Source organism: Limnothrix sp. FACHB-881 (genome assembly GCF_014698135.1).
Classification (GTDB): Bacteria; Cyanobacteriota; Cyanobacteriia; order CACIAM-69d; family CACIAM-69d; genus CACIAM-69d.
Genome location: NZ_JACJSN010000008.1, coordinates 77,131 through 93,629, shown reverse-complemented (window position 1 = coordinate 93,629; position 16,499 = coordinate 77,131). Strand labels below are relative to the sequence as shown.

General features: G+C 54.1%; 16 protein-coding genes. 5 read left to right on the top strand and 11 right to left on the bottom strand.

What is annotated here, in order from left to right:
• Positions 1–43: 43 nt before the first annotated feature.
• The 3 genes from H6G52_RS09665 to H6G52_RS09655 form a co-directional block, all read right to left on the bottom strand.
• Positions 44–514, bottom strand: coding sequence for a hypothetical protein (locus tag H6G52_RS09665; RefSeq protein WP_099533683.1), 471 nt, complete (start codon positions 512–514; stop codon positions 44–46).
• Between the two features lie 333 nt (positions 515–847).
• Positions 848–1,279, bottom strand: coding sequence for a hypothetical protein (locus tag H6G52_RS09660; protein ID WP_190527972.1), 432 nt, complete (start codon positions 1,277–1,279; stop codon positions 848–850).
• Positions 1,260–1,625: a hypothetical protein gene (locus H6G52_RS09655; RefSeq protein WP_099533686.1), complete on the bottom strand. Its 366-nt coding sequence runs from the start codon at positions 1,623–1,625 to the stop codon at positions 1,260–1,262. The genes H6G52_RS09660 and H6G52_RS09655 overlap by 20 nt, the downstream gene beginning before the upstream one ends.
• Positions 1,626–2,241: 616 nt before the next feature.
• On the opposite strand from H6G52_RS09655, the gene bchL reads away from it, so the two are divergent.
• The 5 genes from bchL (at position 2,242) to H6G52_RS09630 (ending at position 10,255) form a co-directional block, all read left to right on the top strand.
• The gene (bchL, locus tag H6G52_RS09650; RefSeq protein ID WP_099533688.1) at positions 2,242–3,102 is read left to right on the top strand and encodes a ferredoxin:protochlorophyllide reductase (ATP-dependent) iron-sulfur ATP-binding protein; all 861 of its coding nucleotides are present in this window, start codon (positions 2,242–2,244) and stop codon (positions 3,100–3,102) included.
• Between the two features lie 224 nt (positions 3,103–3,326).
• A complete protein-coding gene (locus H6G52_RS09645; protein ID WP_190354603.1) occupies positions 3,327–3,773 on the top strand; it encodes a DUF5331 domain-containing protein in 447 nt (148 codons plus the stop codon).
• A 134-nt stretch (positions 3,774–3,907) separates the two neighbouring features.
• Positions 3,908–5,317, top strand: coding sequence for a ferredoxin:protochlorophyllide reductase (ATP-dependent) subunit N (locus H6G52_RS09640; RefSeq protein ID WP_099533691.1), 1,410 nt, complete (start codon positions 3,908–3,910; stop codon positions 5,315–5,317).
• 130 nt (positions 5,318–5,447) lie between these two features.
• Positions 5,448–6,695 (top strand): FIST N-terminal domain-containing protein, encoded by a 1,248-nt coding sequence (locus H6G52_RS09635; protein WP_242026303.1) that lies wholly within the window; start codon positions 5,448–5,450, stop codon positions 6,693–6,695.
• Positions 6,696–6,919: 224 nt separating this feature from the next.
• Positions 6,920–10,255: a DNA methyltransferase gene (locus H6G52_RS09630; protein WP_190527970.1), complete on the top strand. Its 3,336-nt coding sequence runs from the start codon at positions 6,920–6,922 to the stop codon at positions 10,253–10,255.
• On the opposite strand, the gene H6G52_RS09625 is transcribed toward H6G52_RS09630, so the two are convergent.
• The 8 genes from H6G52_RS09625 to H6G52_RS09590 form a co-directional block, all read right to left on the bottom strand.
• Positions 10,252–11,526 carry an adenylate/guanylate cyclase domain-containing protein gene (locus tag H6G52_RS09625; protein ID WP_190527968.1) on the bottom strand — a complete coding sequence of 425 codons (1,275 nt, stop codon included), beginning with the start codon at positions 11,524–11,526 and terminating at the stop codon, positions 10,252–10,254. The genes H6G52_RS09630 and H6G52_RS09625 overlap by 4 nt on opposite strands.
• 53 nt (positions 11,527–11,579) lie before the next feature.
• Positions 11,580–11,882 (bottom strand): peptidase, encoded by a 303-nt coding sequence (locus H6G52_RS09620; protein WP_099533749.1) that lies wholly within the window; start codon positions 11,880–11,882, stop codon positions 11,580–11,582.
• Between the two features lie 119 nt (positions 11,883–12,001).
• On the bottom strand, positions 12,002–12,499 hold the full coding sequence (locus tag H6G52_RS09615) for a DUF4363 domain-containing protein (protein ID WP_190527966.1): 498 nt from the start codon (positions 12,497–12,499) through the stop codon (positions 12,002–12,004).
• 145 nt (positions 12,500–12,644) lie between these two features.
• A complete protein-coding gene (locus tag H6G52_RS09610; protein ID WP_190527964.1) occupies positions 12,645–13,151 on the bottom strand; it encodes a hypothetical protein in 507 nt (168 codons plus the stop codon).
• A 197-nt stretch (positions 13,152–13,348) separates the two neighbouring features.
• Positions 13,349–15,025, bottom strand: a complete 1,677-nt coding sequence (locus H6G52_RS09605) for a cell wall metabolism sensor histidine kinase WalK (RefSeq protein WP_190527962.1) — start codon at positions 15,023–15,025, stop codon at positions 13,349–13,351.
• Complete coding sequence (locus tag H6G52_RS09600) at positions 14,970–15,668, bottom strand: response regulator transcription factor (RefSeq protein WP_190527960.1); 699 nt, start codon at positions 15,666–15,668, stop codon at positions 14,970–14,972. Before H6G52_RS09600 ends, H6G52_RS09605 begins: the two co-directional genes overlap by 56 nt.
• Before the next feature lie 53 nt (positions 15,669–15,721).
• On the bottom strand, positions 15,722–15,958 hold the full coding sequence (locus H6G52_RS09595; protein WP_099533703.1) for an HNH endonuclease: 237 nt from the start codon (positions 15,956–15,958) through the stop codon (positions 15,722–15,724).
• A 3-nt stretch (positions 15,959–15,961) separates the two neighbouring features.
• Positions 15,962–16,429 (bottom strand): KGK domain-containing protein, encoded by a 468-nt coding sequence (locus H6G52_RS09590; RefSeq protein WP_190527958.1) that lies wholly within the window; start codon positions 16,427–16,429, stop codon positions 15,962–15,964.
• Positions 16,430–16,499 lie beyond the last annotated feature (70 nt).

The window sequence follows — 16,499 nt, the reverse complement described above, 5'->3', positions numbered from 1 at the left end:
GTTGTCTCAGCGGGAATTAGCGGTGATCAGCGGTAAATAGATCTCACGGCGCTGGGGGATTCGGCTGGGTCGGATTGCTGGCGGCAGATTCAGCCACCTGACAGGTTTGATTAATGGTTTGGATCAGGTTGCGCTCATTGTTGGCGGACTGCTCCAGCGATTGCACCGCAATTTCAGCCAGGTTGCGATCCTTTTGCTGAATGGCGTTCAAAAATTCACGGGTGCTGCGGCTGGTGTCGGTGTAAATATCCGCCAAGCGCGATCGATGGTCTTTTAATTGCGTATCACTGAGCGGCAACTTGCCCAAATCCTGGGCAGCTCGATCGAACGATTCAGCGGCACGGCGCATGGCCTCCGGTTTACCGGTGGCGGCTTCCCGGGCCGTTTCGTTGGCCAAGTTGGCAATGGTCACCAATTGTTTGCATTGGGCCACTTTGCTTTGGGCGCAACCGGTCAAGACGCAGACAAGGGCGATCGCAGCGGGCAATTTAAGGGCAGGGTTTGACAAAACCATAAACAGCTCAGACCAGGTTTCCCGGCTTGCGAATCGAAGAAACAGTTTCCCAAACAAAACTTTCGAGGCTGATGCCCGAGGCAGTTCCAAGAATGAGTTCAGCCTGTAGGGTGGGCAGTGCCCACCTACGACGCATCGCCCAATGAATCCGGTCACTACTGGGGAGAGGGGAGTTGTGACTTTGGGGCTGGATACTACTTGGGCTAGAGGGTGGTGGGCGATGCCCACCCTACTAGCTTTAAAAACATTACTGCCAAAAGCCTTGACCTCCAAGGGGAAAACTCACCCCGCGATCGCCCGGAGGAGCAACCTTCAGCACCCGTGCGATTATTCCTACGATCGAACGGCAATATCGTTCATGACTCGGCGTTCATCATCCAACGAAGCCACCCCGCCCGCAATCTTGCCGTAGTGAATCCGGCCCGCCTCTAGCACCGTTTTGCGCAGGGTTTTATCACCGGAATTCGCCTCAAAAAGCGCCAACAGGGAGCCATAACCCAGGCCGGTTCCTTTGGCATCCTCCTGCACTCGCATCGAGGCTAAAACCTGTTGTTGCAAGCTCATGTCGCCAGGGTTCGCCGCCAATTTTTTCAACAAATCTGCCAAGGATTTACGCAACATCAACATATTGAGGAGATCCGCTTCAGCCTTTTGGCGCACTTCAATTGCCTTGCGTCGATCGCGATCGAGTCCATCAAGCCACTGCAACAGAAAAATCAGCGCCAGGATCAGGATCAACAACACCTCAAAAGACATAACGGGCAACCCTCGGCAACAACAGGACTCGGAGAGATTTCAAAAACAGCAGGCGTTTTGGGCCGTTGCACCATTGGGCAACACCAGATGGCGTAACACAACTGGCTCGATGCTGCCACCAATTTGCCACAAACCACTCGCCAGCGGCCGATCGATTCTGGCTTCCTTGACGAGTGGGCGCAACTCCCGATCGGGGATCGCTGCCAAGGGTGAGCTGATCGATCGATCCCGCCGCCTGGTTTTCTGCCAACCCTCCCCGCTTTGATTGAATTCTTAACAAACAGCGCCAAATTTCTCGATCGCCCGGCTGTTTTGGGGTGCGATCGCCCTCGGATCCGCCTTTGGGAAAGCCCAAACTGATGAGGGAGTCGAGCAGGCTCTGAATTAAGGGCTGGGCTGGTCTAGGAAGTTATGTTTTGGTTTTGGTTTTATTTTTATATAAATAAAAACCTAAATTTAATTAATCTGGCTTAAAAACGCATTTTTTTGATTTTGATCAGCTTTAAAACCATTTTTTGAATTTAGGGTCAGCCCTTAGGCTTCTGGCGCGGCCGGACAAAATTAGCCTTGCTTTCCTTTCGGGAAAAATCTGCTGATAATGCCATCGGTGGGGCAACCAACCGCGATCGCTCCAGGGCTGCCCACCCCCAACTCAGTTTTTTGGCTGCATTCCCGATTTTCGTTACCGCTGAGCTTCATTCGCGATTAATCCCATTCCCGATCGGCCCCTCTGCTCAGGCTTCAATGCTCCGGTTCTGATTTTTGCCATCTCGCTCATTTCGATCGCGCTCGGTCTGCCGGTTCAGGACTCGGGCAGCTCACCGAGATTGGCGAAGACCAAGCGAGATTGACCCCGCCTGACTGAGCTTGATCGAGCTTGACCGAGATTGATTGAGCTTGACCGAGACTAAATCCCCGTTGCATTCCTGCTCCAGTCCTGTTCCAACCAGATTTCCCCAGAGGACTCCCCCGTGAAACTCGCTGTCTATGGCAAAGGTGGCATCGGCAAATCCACCACCAGTTGCAACATCTCCGTGGCCCTCGCCCGTCGTGGCAAAAAAGTGCTGCAAATTGGCTGCGATCCGAAACACGACAGCACCTTCACGCTCACGGGCTACCTGATCCCCACGATCATCGACACCCTGCAAGCCAAGAGCTATCACTACGAAGACGTTTGGCCCGATGACGTGATCCACAAGGGCTATGGCGGCGTGCATTGCGTGGAAGCGGGCGGGCCGCCGGCCGGCGCGGGCTGCGGGGGCTACGTGGTGGGCGAAACGGTGAAGCTGCTGCGGGAGCTGAACGCCTTTGATGAGTACGACGTGATTTTGTTTGACGTGCTGGGCGATGTGGTTTGCGGCGGCTTTGCGGCTCCTTTGAACTATGCGGACTACTGCGTGATCGTCACGGACAACGGCTTTGATGCGCTGTTTGCGGCCAATCGGATTGCGGCTTCGGTGCGCGAAAAGGCGCGGACGCACAAGCTGCGGCTGGCGGGCTTGATTGGCAACCGAACTTCCAAGCGGGATCTGATTGATAAATATGTCAGCGCCGTGCCGATGCCGGTGCTGGAAATTTTGCCGCTGATTGAAGATATTCGCGTGTCGCGGGTGAAGGGCAAAACGCTGTTTGAGATGGCGGAGTCTGACCCGTCGTTGCTGCCGGTTTGTGACTATTACTTGAACATTGCCGACCAACTGTTGGCGATGCCGGAGGGCGTGGTTCCTGACGGATCACCCGATCGGGAGTTGTTCTCGATGCTGTCGGACTTCTATCTGAACCCGCAAGAACCAAAGACGACGGAACCCGAACCCGAATTGATGATGGTGTAAGGGCGGAACCCCAGTCCAGACCAGGGGCTTAAGCCCTTTGCCCCCCAACGACGGGCGATCGGTTGGGCGATCGACAAAACCAAGGCAAAACGTAGGGGCGCACCGCTGTGCGCCCTCCGCCCAAGGCCCCACAACTCCCCTGCAACTGCTGCGCCCGGATAGGGATTAATCAGGTAGGCTCGATCGAGGTTTGATATCTCCAAAGTCCACCGATCTTCCGCCCTATGAACGTTGAACAGTTGCGCCGATCGCTCCGTCAAAAGTGGCTGGACTATTACCGCGATAACCGTTCCTGGTTAGCCCGCATGGCCATTTGGACAGAAAGCGAGTTGGGCCACCGCCGCCCCCTGTCGAGTTTTTTGTTGGCGACGGCGACGGTGCTGGAACCACGAGTGACGGAGTTGATGCCGCTGTTGGTGGATCTCAGCAGCGATCCCGATCGGGTGATCGAAGCGCTGGGGCTGGACTTTGACCCCGATCGGGAATTGGAGCTAGCCGCCAAGGCCGCCGCCCGCGAACGCCGCAACCGTCCCGCCATCCTGTTACCCGCCAGCGATCCTGCGCCGATCGAGTTTGCCCAACCCCCGATCGAACAGCTTGAGGAAACCGACTGCAATGGCCGCACCCGCGATGCTGAGCTGATTCCCATTTGGGAGCGATCGACCTTTTAAATTCAGCGAAATTCAGGGTTCGATCGCGGTCAGGGTAGCGGGTTGCAGTCAAACTTCTGGATCAGGACGTACAGCCATACGCCCCTCCGATTCATCCCCCAACACTCAACCGTTTTACCTGTGAGGAACAGCCGATGACTGCCACGATCGAACCCAACACCCCCGCCCTCCAATTCGACTGCGAAACGGGCAATTATCACACCTTTTGCCCGATCAGTTGCGTCGCTTGGCTCTATCAAAAAATCGAAGATAGTTTCTTCTTAGTGATTGGCACGAAAACCTGTGGCTATTTCTTGCAAAATGCCATGGGTGTGATGATTTTTGCCGAGCCACGCTATGCCATGGCGGAACTCGAGGAAGGGGATATTTCTGCTCAGTTGAATGACTATGCAGAACTGAAACGACTCTGTGAAGATATCAAGCGCGATCGCAACCCGTCGGTGATTGTTTGGATCGGCACTTGCACCACCGAAATCATCAAGATGGATCTGGAAGGAATTGCCCCCAAACTAGAAGCAGAAATCGGCATCCCGATCGTGGTGGCCCGCGCCAATGGGCTGGATTATGCCTTTACCCAAGGGGAAGATACGGTGCTGGCGGCCATGGTGCAGCGCTGCCCCGATGCCACCCAACAAACCCCCGCCGCCGCAGACGATCGCAACGCCATTCAAAAATTGCTGAACTTTGGCAAAAAGAAAGAAGAAATCCAAGAAGACGAAGCGGGCTATGTGAACCATCAACCGCTGGTGTTGTTTGGCTCAGTGCCTGACCCGATCGTCACACAATTGACCCTCGAACTGAAGCGCCAAGGGATTAAATTAGCCGGCTGGTTACCCGCCAAACGCTACACAGAATTGCCCGCTTTGGCCGAAGGCTACTACGCATCCGGGGTGAATCCATTCCTCTCGCGCACGGCCACGGCCTTCATGCGGCGGCGCAAGTGCAAATTGATTGGCGCACCCTTCCCGATCGGGCCCGATGGCACTCGCGCTTGGATCGAAAAAATCTGTGCTGTGTTGGGCATTGAACCCCAAGGACTGGCCGAGCGGGAAGCACAAATTTGGCAGAGCGTGGAAGACTATGTGCAACTGATTCGGGGCAAGTCTATTTTCTTCATGGGTGACAATTTGCTCGAAGTTTCCATGGCGCGGTTCCTGATTCGTTGTGGGGCAACTGTGCCGGAAATTGGCATTCCCTACATGGACAAGCGCTACCAAGGGGCCGAGCTGGATTTGTTGACCAAAACCTGTCAGGAAATGGGGGTGGAATTGCCCCGGATTGTTGAAAAGCCGGACAACTACAATCAAATTCAGCGCATCTATGATTTGCAGCCGGATTTGGTGATTACCGGCATGGCCCACGCCAATCCCTTGGAAGCACGCGGCATTAATACCAAGTGGTCGGTGGAGTTTACCTTTGCCCAAATTCACGGCTTCGGCAGCACCCGCGACATTTTGGAATTGGTGACGCGCCCCTTGCGTCGTAACGGCGCACTGAAGGAGTTGGGTTGGGACAAATTAGTCCGGGAAACCACCTCCGTGTAAATCCAAACGGCTCCTCACTTCATTTGCAACAGTTCGCTGCACGATCGCCCTTGGCCAGAGGCTCCCGGGTTAGGATCTTGATCCGACTCGATCCGAGCGATCGACCCGCGCCCGCAGGAGGACAACCCCCATGAGTGACCAAATGAAATGGGTCAGCGCCGTTTCCAAGCAACCATCCCTAGAAGCGGCCATTGATGAGGTCAGCCAGCGTGTTTTGGCCACCTTGGGGCAACCGCCAGATTTGTTGCTGGTCTTCATTTCATCGGCCTTTAGCAGCGAATATGCGCGGCTGATGCCCCTGCTGCGCGATCGCCTGCCCGCTCGGGCCATGGCGGGCTGTGGGGGCAGCGGCGTTGTGGGCAACCTGGATCCGCAACAGGTGGAAGAGGTGGAAGATGATCCGGCCCTCTGCGTGATGGCCGCTCGGTTACCCAACGTCACCATCCAAACCTTTCACATCGATCGCGAGGCCCTGCCCGATTTGGATGGGCCGCCCCAACCCTGGATTGAGGCGATCGGGGCAGATCCCGCCACGAACCCTAACTTTTTGGTCTTTGCGGATCCGGGGTTGGTGCAAATGAACGACCTGCTGCAAGGGCTGGACTATGCCTATCCCGGCTCCGTGACCGTGGGCGGCTTGGCCAGCGGGGACTCCTTTCGGGAAACCAAGCAACTCTTTGCGGACTATCAGGCCTATCGATCGGGCGCGGTGGGGGTGGCCCTCAGCGGCGATGTGGTGATTGAGCCGATTGTGGCCCAAGGTTGCCGCCCGATCGGTCAGCCCCTGTGGGTCACGGAATGCGAGCGCAACATCGTGATGCAAGTGTCGATTCAGATGGACAAAGACACGATCGCCGACAAACCCCAAGCCCCCCTCAAGGCCCTGCGGCAACTAATTGAAGAACTCAGCGACAAGGATCGCGAACTGGCGCAATATTCCCTTTTTGTGGGTCTGGCCCGCGATGCCTTTCGCCAAACCCTGGAACCCGGCGATTTCCTGATTCGCAACCTGTTGGGGGTGGATCCCAGCGGCGGCGCGATCGCGATCGGCGATCGAATCCGCCGGGGCCAACGGATTCAGTTTCATTTGCGAGATGCGGACACCTCCGCCGAAGACCTACGCGCCCTGTTGGAACGGTATTTGCGCGATCGCCCATCGGAACAGCCCGACCCGATCGGGGCCTTGATGTTTGCCTGTGTGGGCCGTGGCCAAGGGCTTTATAACAAAGCCAATTTTGATTCCTGCCTGTTGCAAAAATATTTGGGTCTGATGCCCGTGGCGGGCTTTTTCTGCAACGGTGAAATTGGCCCCGTGGGTGGCACAACCTTTATTCACGGTTACACCTCCGTTTTTGCCCTGTTTCGCCCCAAGGCCTAGCCATTCAACTTCGGGCAACTCAACTTAGCCTGTAGGGTGGGCAGTGCCCACCGAATCATTGCTCCATGGCATCTGCGATATGGCGTGCCAATTATTTTCAGTAAAGGCTGTAGTGCAACTCAGCTCAGGTTTTTCGCTTCAGTTCTTTCGTTCAAGTGAGCTAAAGTTAGTCATAGGTTAGAACAAAGGGTTGTTCTGGCCCGTTGGAGTTAGGAGTTTGAGTTGTGCGCGTCACCTTTCCCGCTTTGTTTCATGGCAAAACCCTACAAACTGCCCTCAAAGCGTTTGAATTTCCAGCAGATTTGGAGGCGCGTCATGCTCCCGTTAAAAATTGGGCAACAGTGCTCAAAAGCAACTCTTTAAAAGCCGTCAAAGAAACCTCTTTGCATGGCGATTTCCTGGGCGATATTTTCCGGGATGCCTTGGGCTATCGCAGCATTGTGGGTGGCCAAGGACAACATTGGGAATTGCACGCCGAAAAGCATATCGATGGCGGTGGCGGCTTTGCGGATGGGGCGATCGGGCTGTTTTCTGCGGTTACGGGTTCCGGCGGCAAACAAAAGCTCACCGGCCGTGTGGTGGCCCCCATTGAGCTGAAAGGAACCAAAACCGATCTCGACACACGCCACAAAGGACAAGAATCCCCGGTGGAACAGGGCTGGCGCTATGCCAACTACACCATGGGTTGTCGCTGGGTGATTGTTTCCAACTATCGCGAATTGCGGCTTTATCACACCAACAAAACGCCTGCTTGCTGTGAGCAATTTTTCTTAGAAGATTTAGCAGATTTGGAAGCATTCAAGCGCTTTTATTTTCTGCTTTGTAGGGAAAACTTTTTGCCCGCCAGCGCCCATGAAGGTGATCGCTCGCGGCTGGATGAGTTGTTGGCAGAGTCCAACGAAGCCGAAGAAGCGATCACCGAAAAGCTCTACCAAGATTACAAAGATGTGCGCCAACAGTTGGTGCAGTTTTTTAAGGGTCGGTATAGCAAAGATTGGAGCGATCGACAGGCGGAGTTTATTGAAGCGGCCCAAAAAGTTCTCGATCGAATCCTGTTCATTGCCTTTTGCGAAGATCGAAAGCTATTGCCAGCCAAATGCCTCAAAGAGGCCCATGATTTTCATAACCCTTACAACCGATCGAGCATTTGGCAGCGATTCAAAGCCATTTTTCGGTGGGTTGACCAAGGCAACGATCAGCCCCCCATTTCGGGCTACAACGGCGGTCTTTTTAAGCTTGATCCGATCGTTGATCAAGAGATTGAGGTTCCCGATTGGCTTTGCACCAGGCTCAAAAACCTGACGGCCTATGACTTTGACACAGAAGTTTCAGTTGATGTTCTGGGGCGAATTTTTGAGCAATCGGTCACGGATCTAGAGGAATTGCGATCGCTGGCGGCCGGTGAAACCTACAACGTCAAGCAAGGAAAACGCAAAACCCAAGGTGTTTTTTACACCCCAACTTGGGTGACGCAATACATGGTGGAAACAGCCTTAGGCGGCTATTTATCCAAGCGATCGGCGTTGCTGCGCGATCGGCTTCAGTTAGATGCCATTCCTGAACGGAACACCAAGCAACGACAAGCAGCCGAACTGGCTTATTTGAAAGCTTGGCGCGAAGAACTCAAAACCATTCGCGTTTTGGATCCGGCCTGTGGATCGGGCGCTTTTTTAATTGCGGCCTTTAACTTTTTGGCGCGGCAATACGAAAAAATCAACACGGAAATTGCTAACTTGCAAGGCGGCATTCGGGAAATTTTTGACCTGAACAAAGCAATTCTCAATCAAAACCTTTATGGGGTTGATTTGTCTTCCGAGTCGGTCGAAATTACAAAGCTTTCCCTATGGTTACAAACGGCTGAAAAGGGGCAAGCGCTCACCAATTTGGATGACAACATCAAAGCAGGCAATTCAATTGTTGCCGATCGGGCAGTTGATCCCAGAGCGTTTGATTGGGAAAGGGCATTTCCAGAAGTGATGGCCGATGGGGGCTTTGATGTGGTGTTGGGCAATCCGCCCTATGTGCGCCAGGAGTTGCTATCGCCCTTTAAGCCCTATTTGCAAACCCATTATGCCTGTTATGACGGGGTGGCAGATCTCTATGTTTATTTCTATGAACGTGGGGTAAAGCTGCTGAAACCGGGCGGGATGTTGTCTTACATTGTCACCAACAAATGGTTGCGATCGGGCTATGGCGAACCGTTACGCAAGTTCTTTGCAGAACAAACCATTTTTGAACAAATTATCGATTTTGGCCATGCACCGATTTTTCGCGATGCGGACACGTTTCCTTGCATTATCGTGTTGCAAAAAGCTGCTCTCAATCCTGGGGCAAGGGGCTTAAGCCCCTTGTCTGATGGGCTTGGGGGTGGATTGTCTGACTCGGCAAATCAAGTGCTGGTTTGTGCGGTTCCTCGGGAGCAGCTAGAGGGCCTCAATTTGGCGCAATTTGTGGAGCGGGAGGGCTATGAAATCCCCCGATCGCGCCTGTCTGAAGCGGCCTGGAGTCTGGAAAATCCGCAGGTCGATGCGCTAATGCAAAAAATCCGTAGCGTCGGCGTTCCCCTCGTTGACTTTGCAGGAACCAAACCCTATCGCGGGATTGTAACGGGTTTAAATCAAGCTTTTTTAATTGACAATCAAACGCGCCAAAGCCTGATCAGTACAGATCCTAAGTGCGCTGAATTCATTAAGCCTTACTTGCGCGGTCAAGACATTAAACGATGGCATTCACCCGGATCAGAGAGGCATTTATTATTCATTAGCTGGGATTTTCCAATTAATGAATATCCATCATTGCTCAATTGGCTGAGACAATATGAAAAGTCATTAAAACAGCGACCAGAAGTTCAGCAAAATCGATTTCCTTGGTATTGCTTAAGTAGATATGGGGCAAACTATTATCATCTATTTGATTCCACTAAGATCATCTATCAAGTCATTCAAACTTTGCCAAATTATGCCTTAGATAGTTCTGGAATTTTTGGAAATGACAAAACGTTTTTTCTTCCTTCTGAAGATCGATATTTACTTGGAGCTTTAGGTTCTCCTTTGATTTGGTCTTACAGCCATCGCAATTTTACACGGATGCTATCCAATGCAATTAGTCCAATGGGCTATTTATTTGAGCAATTACCGATCGCCCCGCCCACCGAACCGATCCGCCGAGAAGCCGAAGATTTGGTCAGCGAATTGATCGAACTCACCCAAGCCAACCAAGAAGCAACCCGCGACGTAATGGGCTGGCTTGCCTTTGAATTCAACATCGAAAAACCCGGCCAGAAATTAGCCGACTTTGCCCAACTTAGCCTCGATGAATTTCGCGCCGAACTGAAAAAACGCTGCCCCAAAGGAACCGCGATCGGCCCCAAACAAGTTAAATCAATTGACCTTGCCTATAGCGATTATGCAACCCCAATTCAACAGCGCAATGCAGAAATTTTGCGACGAGAACAGCGGCTTTCGGACTTGGTGAACCAAGCCTATCAACTCACTCCCGAAGAAATCGAATTGATGTGGAAAACAGCACCGCCCCGAATGCCCATCGCCCCGCCTAATTAACCCTCAAAATCAGCCAAGCGGCCCTGCCAGTGCCACAACGCCACAGAAACACGCTTACCCTTCGCCTGAATCGACGGCAATGCTTGGCAGTGAATTTGTAGTTCGATCGGGAGTTGTTGATAGGCCGCATCCGATAGGTAGAGTTGGTGGGCAGGCGTGGCTCCTTCAATCCGCTTGGCCGTGTTCACCGTGTCCCCGATCGCCGTGTAGGTACGCACCCCGTCGCTACCAAACAACCCTTCCACCACCGGGCCGTAGTGTAATCCGCAGCCCGCCCCCAACCCTTCCGCCGACAGCACCGATCGCGCCGCCCGCTGCATCGCCACCGCCGCTCGCATCGCCTGGGGCAAATCCGCATAAATCACCATCACCTCATCCGCCGTGAACGTGACCCGCAGCGGCCGATGCACCGTCGCCACCGGTTCCACCACTTGGTAGTAACAATTCAGCACCTGCGCCACCCGCTCCGGCCGCGCCGCCTCACACCAAGTCGTGAACCCCCGAATATCCATAAACACGATCGCCCGTTCCACCCGCTGAAAGGTCAGCGCCGACGGATTGGCGATCGCTGAAGTCACCACATGATTGCCCATGCCCCATTGGGCCAAATTGCGCAAAATGGCCGCAGTTTCTTGGGTTTGTTGCTGTTGCTGAGCCAGTTGCAGCGATTGCAACCCCAACAACACCCCCAAAAACACCAGCGCTGAAAATAGAAATTCGTGGCTTGCGCCCGTAAAAAAGATTTGAATATAGGTCAACGTCACCGGCTCTTGGTGCAACGCCGCCGTCGTAATCAAATAGGCAACCCACACCATCACCGTGCGGGCAATGCTTTCCAGGGGCAATAGATATCGAGCGATAGCAGGCTTCCAGGCCAACCTGAGTCCCTGGGCAATGGCCACCAACGAGCAAAACCCCCAAAGCATCCAATGACTGGGGTTTTCAAAAAATTCCCAACCATCCAACGGCAAATCAACCAGCGTGTAGCAACTAGGGCCAATTAAGTTGCCCCAAAATGGATGAATCTTGCGTTGGCTGAGAAACCAAGATTGCAGAGTAAAAGCCCCAATCAAAGACCAATCTGCAATGTCATTGATGGAGGCATACCAGCCATCTTTGGCGATATCAGACAAAATTTTCAGAATCAGGAAATGGCCACTGTTGCCCAAAAATTCCTGCCAGAAAGCTTGCCAGGGTGTGCCGTGAAATCGACGATTCAGCAGGTGATCTAGATTGAGGCTAGGAAGCTGTTGAGGAGAGCGATCGGTCATAAATTTCGGGTGATGGGTGCTGACATCAAGAAGCAACCCGACGATCCCTTAGCCTATTCCAACGGCTTTGGGCTGCGCTTTGGTTTAAACCATCCCAACATCGAGATACCCGTCAGGATTAAAGCCAACAAACCCAACCCATCCAAGAGAGGATAAATCGCTTCCAGATGGAAAATTTCACCCGTATGAATATCCATCAAAAGGCTGCGTTTAATTCCGGGCAGATGCCATTCTTCCACCAAGGTGGCCAACATGCCCGTAATCACCGTCAAGATCAGGGGCAACAGCAAAATCGGAGCCAGAAATCGATGATATTTTCGTTGGTATTTCTGGAATGTTTGGAAATTTTTGAACATGGGCGATCGAGCCTCTAGAAACAAGTTGCCTGAACCTGGCAAATCACGCGATCGGTTCAGGCCTGATCCGCAAGCAACAACACCAGCAATCAGAATCAAGGAAATTGCCTGATTTGGCCCTATTTCGCCTGCCCGATCGCCCCTTCCAAACTGCTCAGAGCCGTCAGGGCTTTGGCTTTATCCAAATTACCGCCCAGTTGCCCGCTCACACCGTCCATGGCTTCCTCGATCGCCTCATAGGCCTTGGGATTTTTTTCCTTAATCCCATCTTCAACGGGTTTCCAAGCGGTTTCAAATTGCTCAAATTCCGTTTTGGCCTTGGCTGCGTCTCCCGCTTCCACCGCCGCCCGGGTTTTGGTTACCACGGCGGTCAATGCGCTGAGGTCACCGCCGGCCGCCGGACTAGGGGCAGGGCTGGCGGTCGGTTCAACGGGGCTGGCAACGGGGCTAGCGGCGGCCGACTCGGCGGGGCTGGCCGCAGGGTTGGCAGCGGTTTGGGAACTGCAACCGGCGCTGGTCACAATGCTGAGGGCGGCGACCAAGGCCAGGGTCAAACGCCCCCGGGTCAGAACTCTTGCCGGTGCAGAAGATGAGCGAGCCAAGGGAAGCAAGGACATGAACATTCTCCAAGAGAGGTAGCGGCTGGGCGATCGGGATTGCAAAACTCGCGTTTTCAGCGATTACCTAAACCGTAACCAACAAAAACGACAAACTCATGACAGCCACAGAGTTGGGATTGTGGGTCTCTCTTGAAGAAGGTTATTAGCGCGATCGACGGCGACCCCCCGACCAAGGCGGCGGCCCCGATCGCCCTCGCAATTGCACCGTTTCTCCGTTGGCCAATTGCACCCAAAATGCATCCAATTCGCCATCATCCAACTCGCCTTCAACGGTGAGCTGATCGCCCACAGAAACGGGTAAATCGCGCCACCAACGCGGCCCCGCATCCACGCGATATCGCCGGCCATTGGCTTCCACAATCCACTCGTTTTCGTCCCGCTCGCCAAAGCGAATCACCCGGCCCGAAATGCGAATGATGGGGTCATCATCATCGTCATCATCCCAGTCGTCATCGTCATCATCTTTGGCTCGATCGATTCCACTAATCAAGCGCTCAGCCGGCCGTTGCCCCATAGCTGAATTCTGGAAAGATTGCCGTTGCTCCAGGGAAGATTCCGCCAGCGATCGAGCCAGGGCCGCTTCTGGCAAAACCATCAAGGTTGTGAGCGCACCAACGGCAAAAAACTGTAGTTGTTTGAGGTTATTCATCACCATGCTCAAGAAATTTCAAGGACAACCAACCTGATTAGGGGGCGGAAGTTGCTGAAGCATTGCCCCTTTCAGGCTAGGTAGAAAAAATGACAAAAAAATGACGATCAACCATCCAGCGACCGCTTGAAAATCTGTCCACTGGGGGCACACAACGGCGATTAACTTTTTGCGGGAAACCCTTTTCAGACATTCACTTATGAGGTGGAGACTTTGCTGCTTGGTGTAACAACCGGCAAGGTGACAGTGAAGCAACTGCCTTGGTTCAGTTGGCTGCGGACAGTGATTTGGCCCTGGTGCGATCGGGCGATCGCCTGGGCGATCGACAGGCCCAGCCCCGAGCCACCTTCTCGGTGCGATCGCACCCGATCGGCCCGCCAGAGTCGATCGAACACTTGGGGCAAATCCGCCGGGGCGATGCCGATGCCCGTGTCGTGAATTTCGACCCGCACTTGTCGATCGCGCCCGATCGGGAGAATCACCACCCGCACCCGGCCGCCCGCTGGCGTGTATTTCAGGGCGTTATCCAGTAGGTTGCCAAACAGCCGCCACAGCAACAGCGGCTCGCCCAACACAACGGCGGGGGCCAGCTCACCGGTCAGTTCCAGTTGCTGCACGGCGGCCCGATCCGCGTAGGTTTCGATCAAAGATTCCAGCAATTCGGGCAGGTCGATCGATTGGCGCGGGTGGGCGGCGGCTCCGGGTGTGTCCTGACGCGCCAACAGCAACAGGTCTTCCACCAGTTGGGTCATTTGACCGGTGGCGTTGTGGATGGCCGACAGCTTGGCCACATCGGCCGGGTCAATCCGCTCAGGGTGCGATTGCATCACTTCCACGGAGGTGCGAATGGCCGTCAGCGGCCCGCGCAACTCATGGGAGGCATCGGCGGTGAACTGCCGCAGTTTCCGAAAGCTGGCTTCGATCGGCCGCAAAGATTGCCTGGTCAGCCACAGCCCCCCGATCGTACTCAGCCCGATCGCCAGGCCCGAGCCGATCGCCAGGCCGGTTCCCAGTTGCTGGATAGCGTTGTTGATCGGGTCGATCGATTCCGTCACCCGCACATAGCCCCGGAGTTTGGGGGGCTGCTGTTCTCTGTCATAGAGCGGCGTGGTCAGGGTGCGGAGTTGTTGATCTTGGGCGATCGCCCCCTGGGGTTGGGCGATCGGGGCCAGGGGCCAGGCGGGAAAGATCCGACCTTGGCGAGCCAACAACTTGCCCCGCGCATTAAACCACTCCACCCCCTGATCCGGTTGCTGCAAACTTTGCCAGGGAATATCCAAATCCCCATCGTTATCCAGGCGCGGCCGCAGTTCTTCCCGTTCTTCAAAAAAGCGATCGTCTAAAAAGTTGGCAGCATTGGGGCGATCGGTATTAAGGGTTCTTGCCTGATTTTGATTCGCTTGATTTTTGTCCTGATCTTCATCCTCATACTCATCTTGATCGTCGTCCTCATCGTCTGATTCTTGTTCCCTTGCTCGCTCTTTTTTCGCTTGCTTTGCTTGCTCTTTTTTGGCTTTTCTTTCCTGCTTTGCTCGCTCTTTTGCTTGCTGCCGATCGTCCTCGTCGCTGTCGTCGTCAAATTGCTCTTCGTGGGCTTCCTCGATCGCCTCCAAACTGTGGCCGGCTGCCTGAGCCAACACCAAAAGCTGTCGATCGACCTGCTGATAGAGGCTATAGATCAAAAACTCGATCGCCACGATCGACCCCAGCCCCACCACCGTCGTCATCACCGCCAAAAACGACAGCAACAACCGCCGCCGCAGGGCCCGAAACTGGGCGGCTTCGGTGGCCGCCAGGGCAGTTCCAGGGCGCGATCGCTTAAGAACCCGCGTCCAGTTCCGGCAGTTGTGGATGAAGTCGGTAGCCCATGCCATAGCGCGTTTCGATTGCTGTTTTGGGTGCGCCTGCTTCGGTCAGTTTTTGGCGCAGGCGGCGGATGTGGGCGGTGATCGCTTCTTCGGTGGGTGGCTCGTCAAAATTCCACAGGTTATCGAGAATGCTGGCGCGATCGAACGTGCGGCCAGGATGGCGCAAGAACAATTCCAACAGGGCGTATTCCTTCGGTGACAGGGAGATCGGCTGGTGGCGGTAGGTGACTTCGCACGATCGCGGATCCAGCGCCAACGCCCCCCAACTCAGCACCGGATTAGTAGCCACGGTTCCCCGCCGCAACAGGGCCCGCACCCGCGCCAAAAATTCCGACAAGTCAAAGGGCTTCACCACATAATCATCGGCCCCCGCATCGAGACCATCCACCTTGTCGCGGCTGGTATCTCGCCCGGTCAGCAACACGATCGGCACGGTTTGCCCAGCGGCTCGCAGTTGCCGACAGAGTTCCACCCCGCTGAGTTGGGGCAACATCCAATCCAAAATCAGCAAGTCGTAGTCCAGGGATTGGGCCAACTCCAGCCCCGATCGCCCATCGCTGGCCAGGTCTACGGTGTAGTGGCGATCGCGCAGGGCTTCGGCCAGGGGCTGCAAGATCCGATCGTCATCCTCCACAAGCAAAATCCGCATGACCTGTGATCAATCCTCTGGGCCCGATCGCCGTGATTGCAATAGGGCGATGATTACCAATTAAACCGGCGATCGAACCGCGAATCGAAGCGATCGCGCTTGCGGGCATTGCAACTGCGACAAAGGGTTTGCAAGTTACTAATGTCGTTGGAGCCACCAGCGGCGAGGGATTTGATGTGGTCAATTTCTAGGCGATCGCGGCTGCCACAACTTTGGCATTGATGATTGTCGCGATCGAGTACAAATTGTCGAACGGCTGGATCGATTTTGATGCGGGGAGTTTTAGCCATTTCCTATTCCTCTGCCAATCGCCGAATTTCATCTAATGGAGAATCAGCCGGTTCAATGCTGGCTTCTAATAAGGGCAATTCTGGCGTTTCTGGTTTTGGTTCTGGCTCCGGTTCATCAGGACAAAACTCGATCCTTAATCGCAAAGTTCCTGACTCCCACTCATTTTGCCCAAACCTCAACACTTGTCCTTCAACGCCTTCTTCAGTGAACCACTGACCTCGCGCTTCAGTCCAACGATAGTTGCCATAACCCCTTACATAATTCTCAACCACACTAGAGAGTCCTCTCATGAACTCTTTAACTGTGCAGGTTTCATTGGTTATATTGATGTGTTGAGCGGTAGAGATAGAGATCACCTCACCTAGCTTCATTAATTGATGATTCTCCACTTTGACTACCTCCAAATATAGTGGCAAAGAAATTAGGCTCTTGCGAATCTTTTTGGTGCTGAATTTTGCACCACGACTCAACTTACAGATTAATCAAATTCGTAACTGTCACACTACGAGTCAATTTTAGTGCGAGGTGTTTTGGCCATTG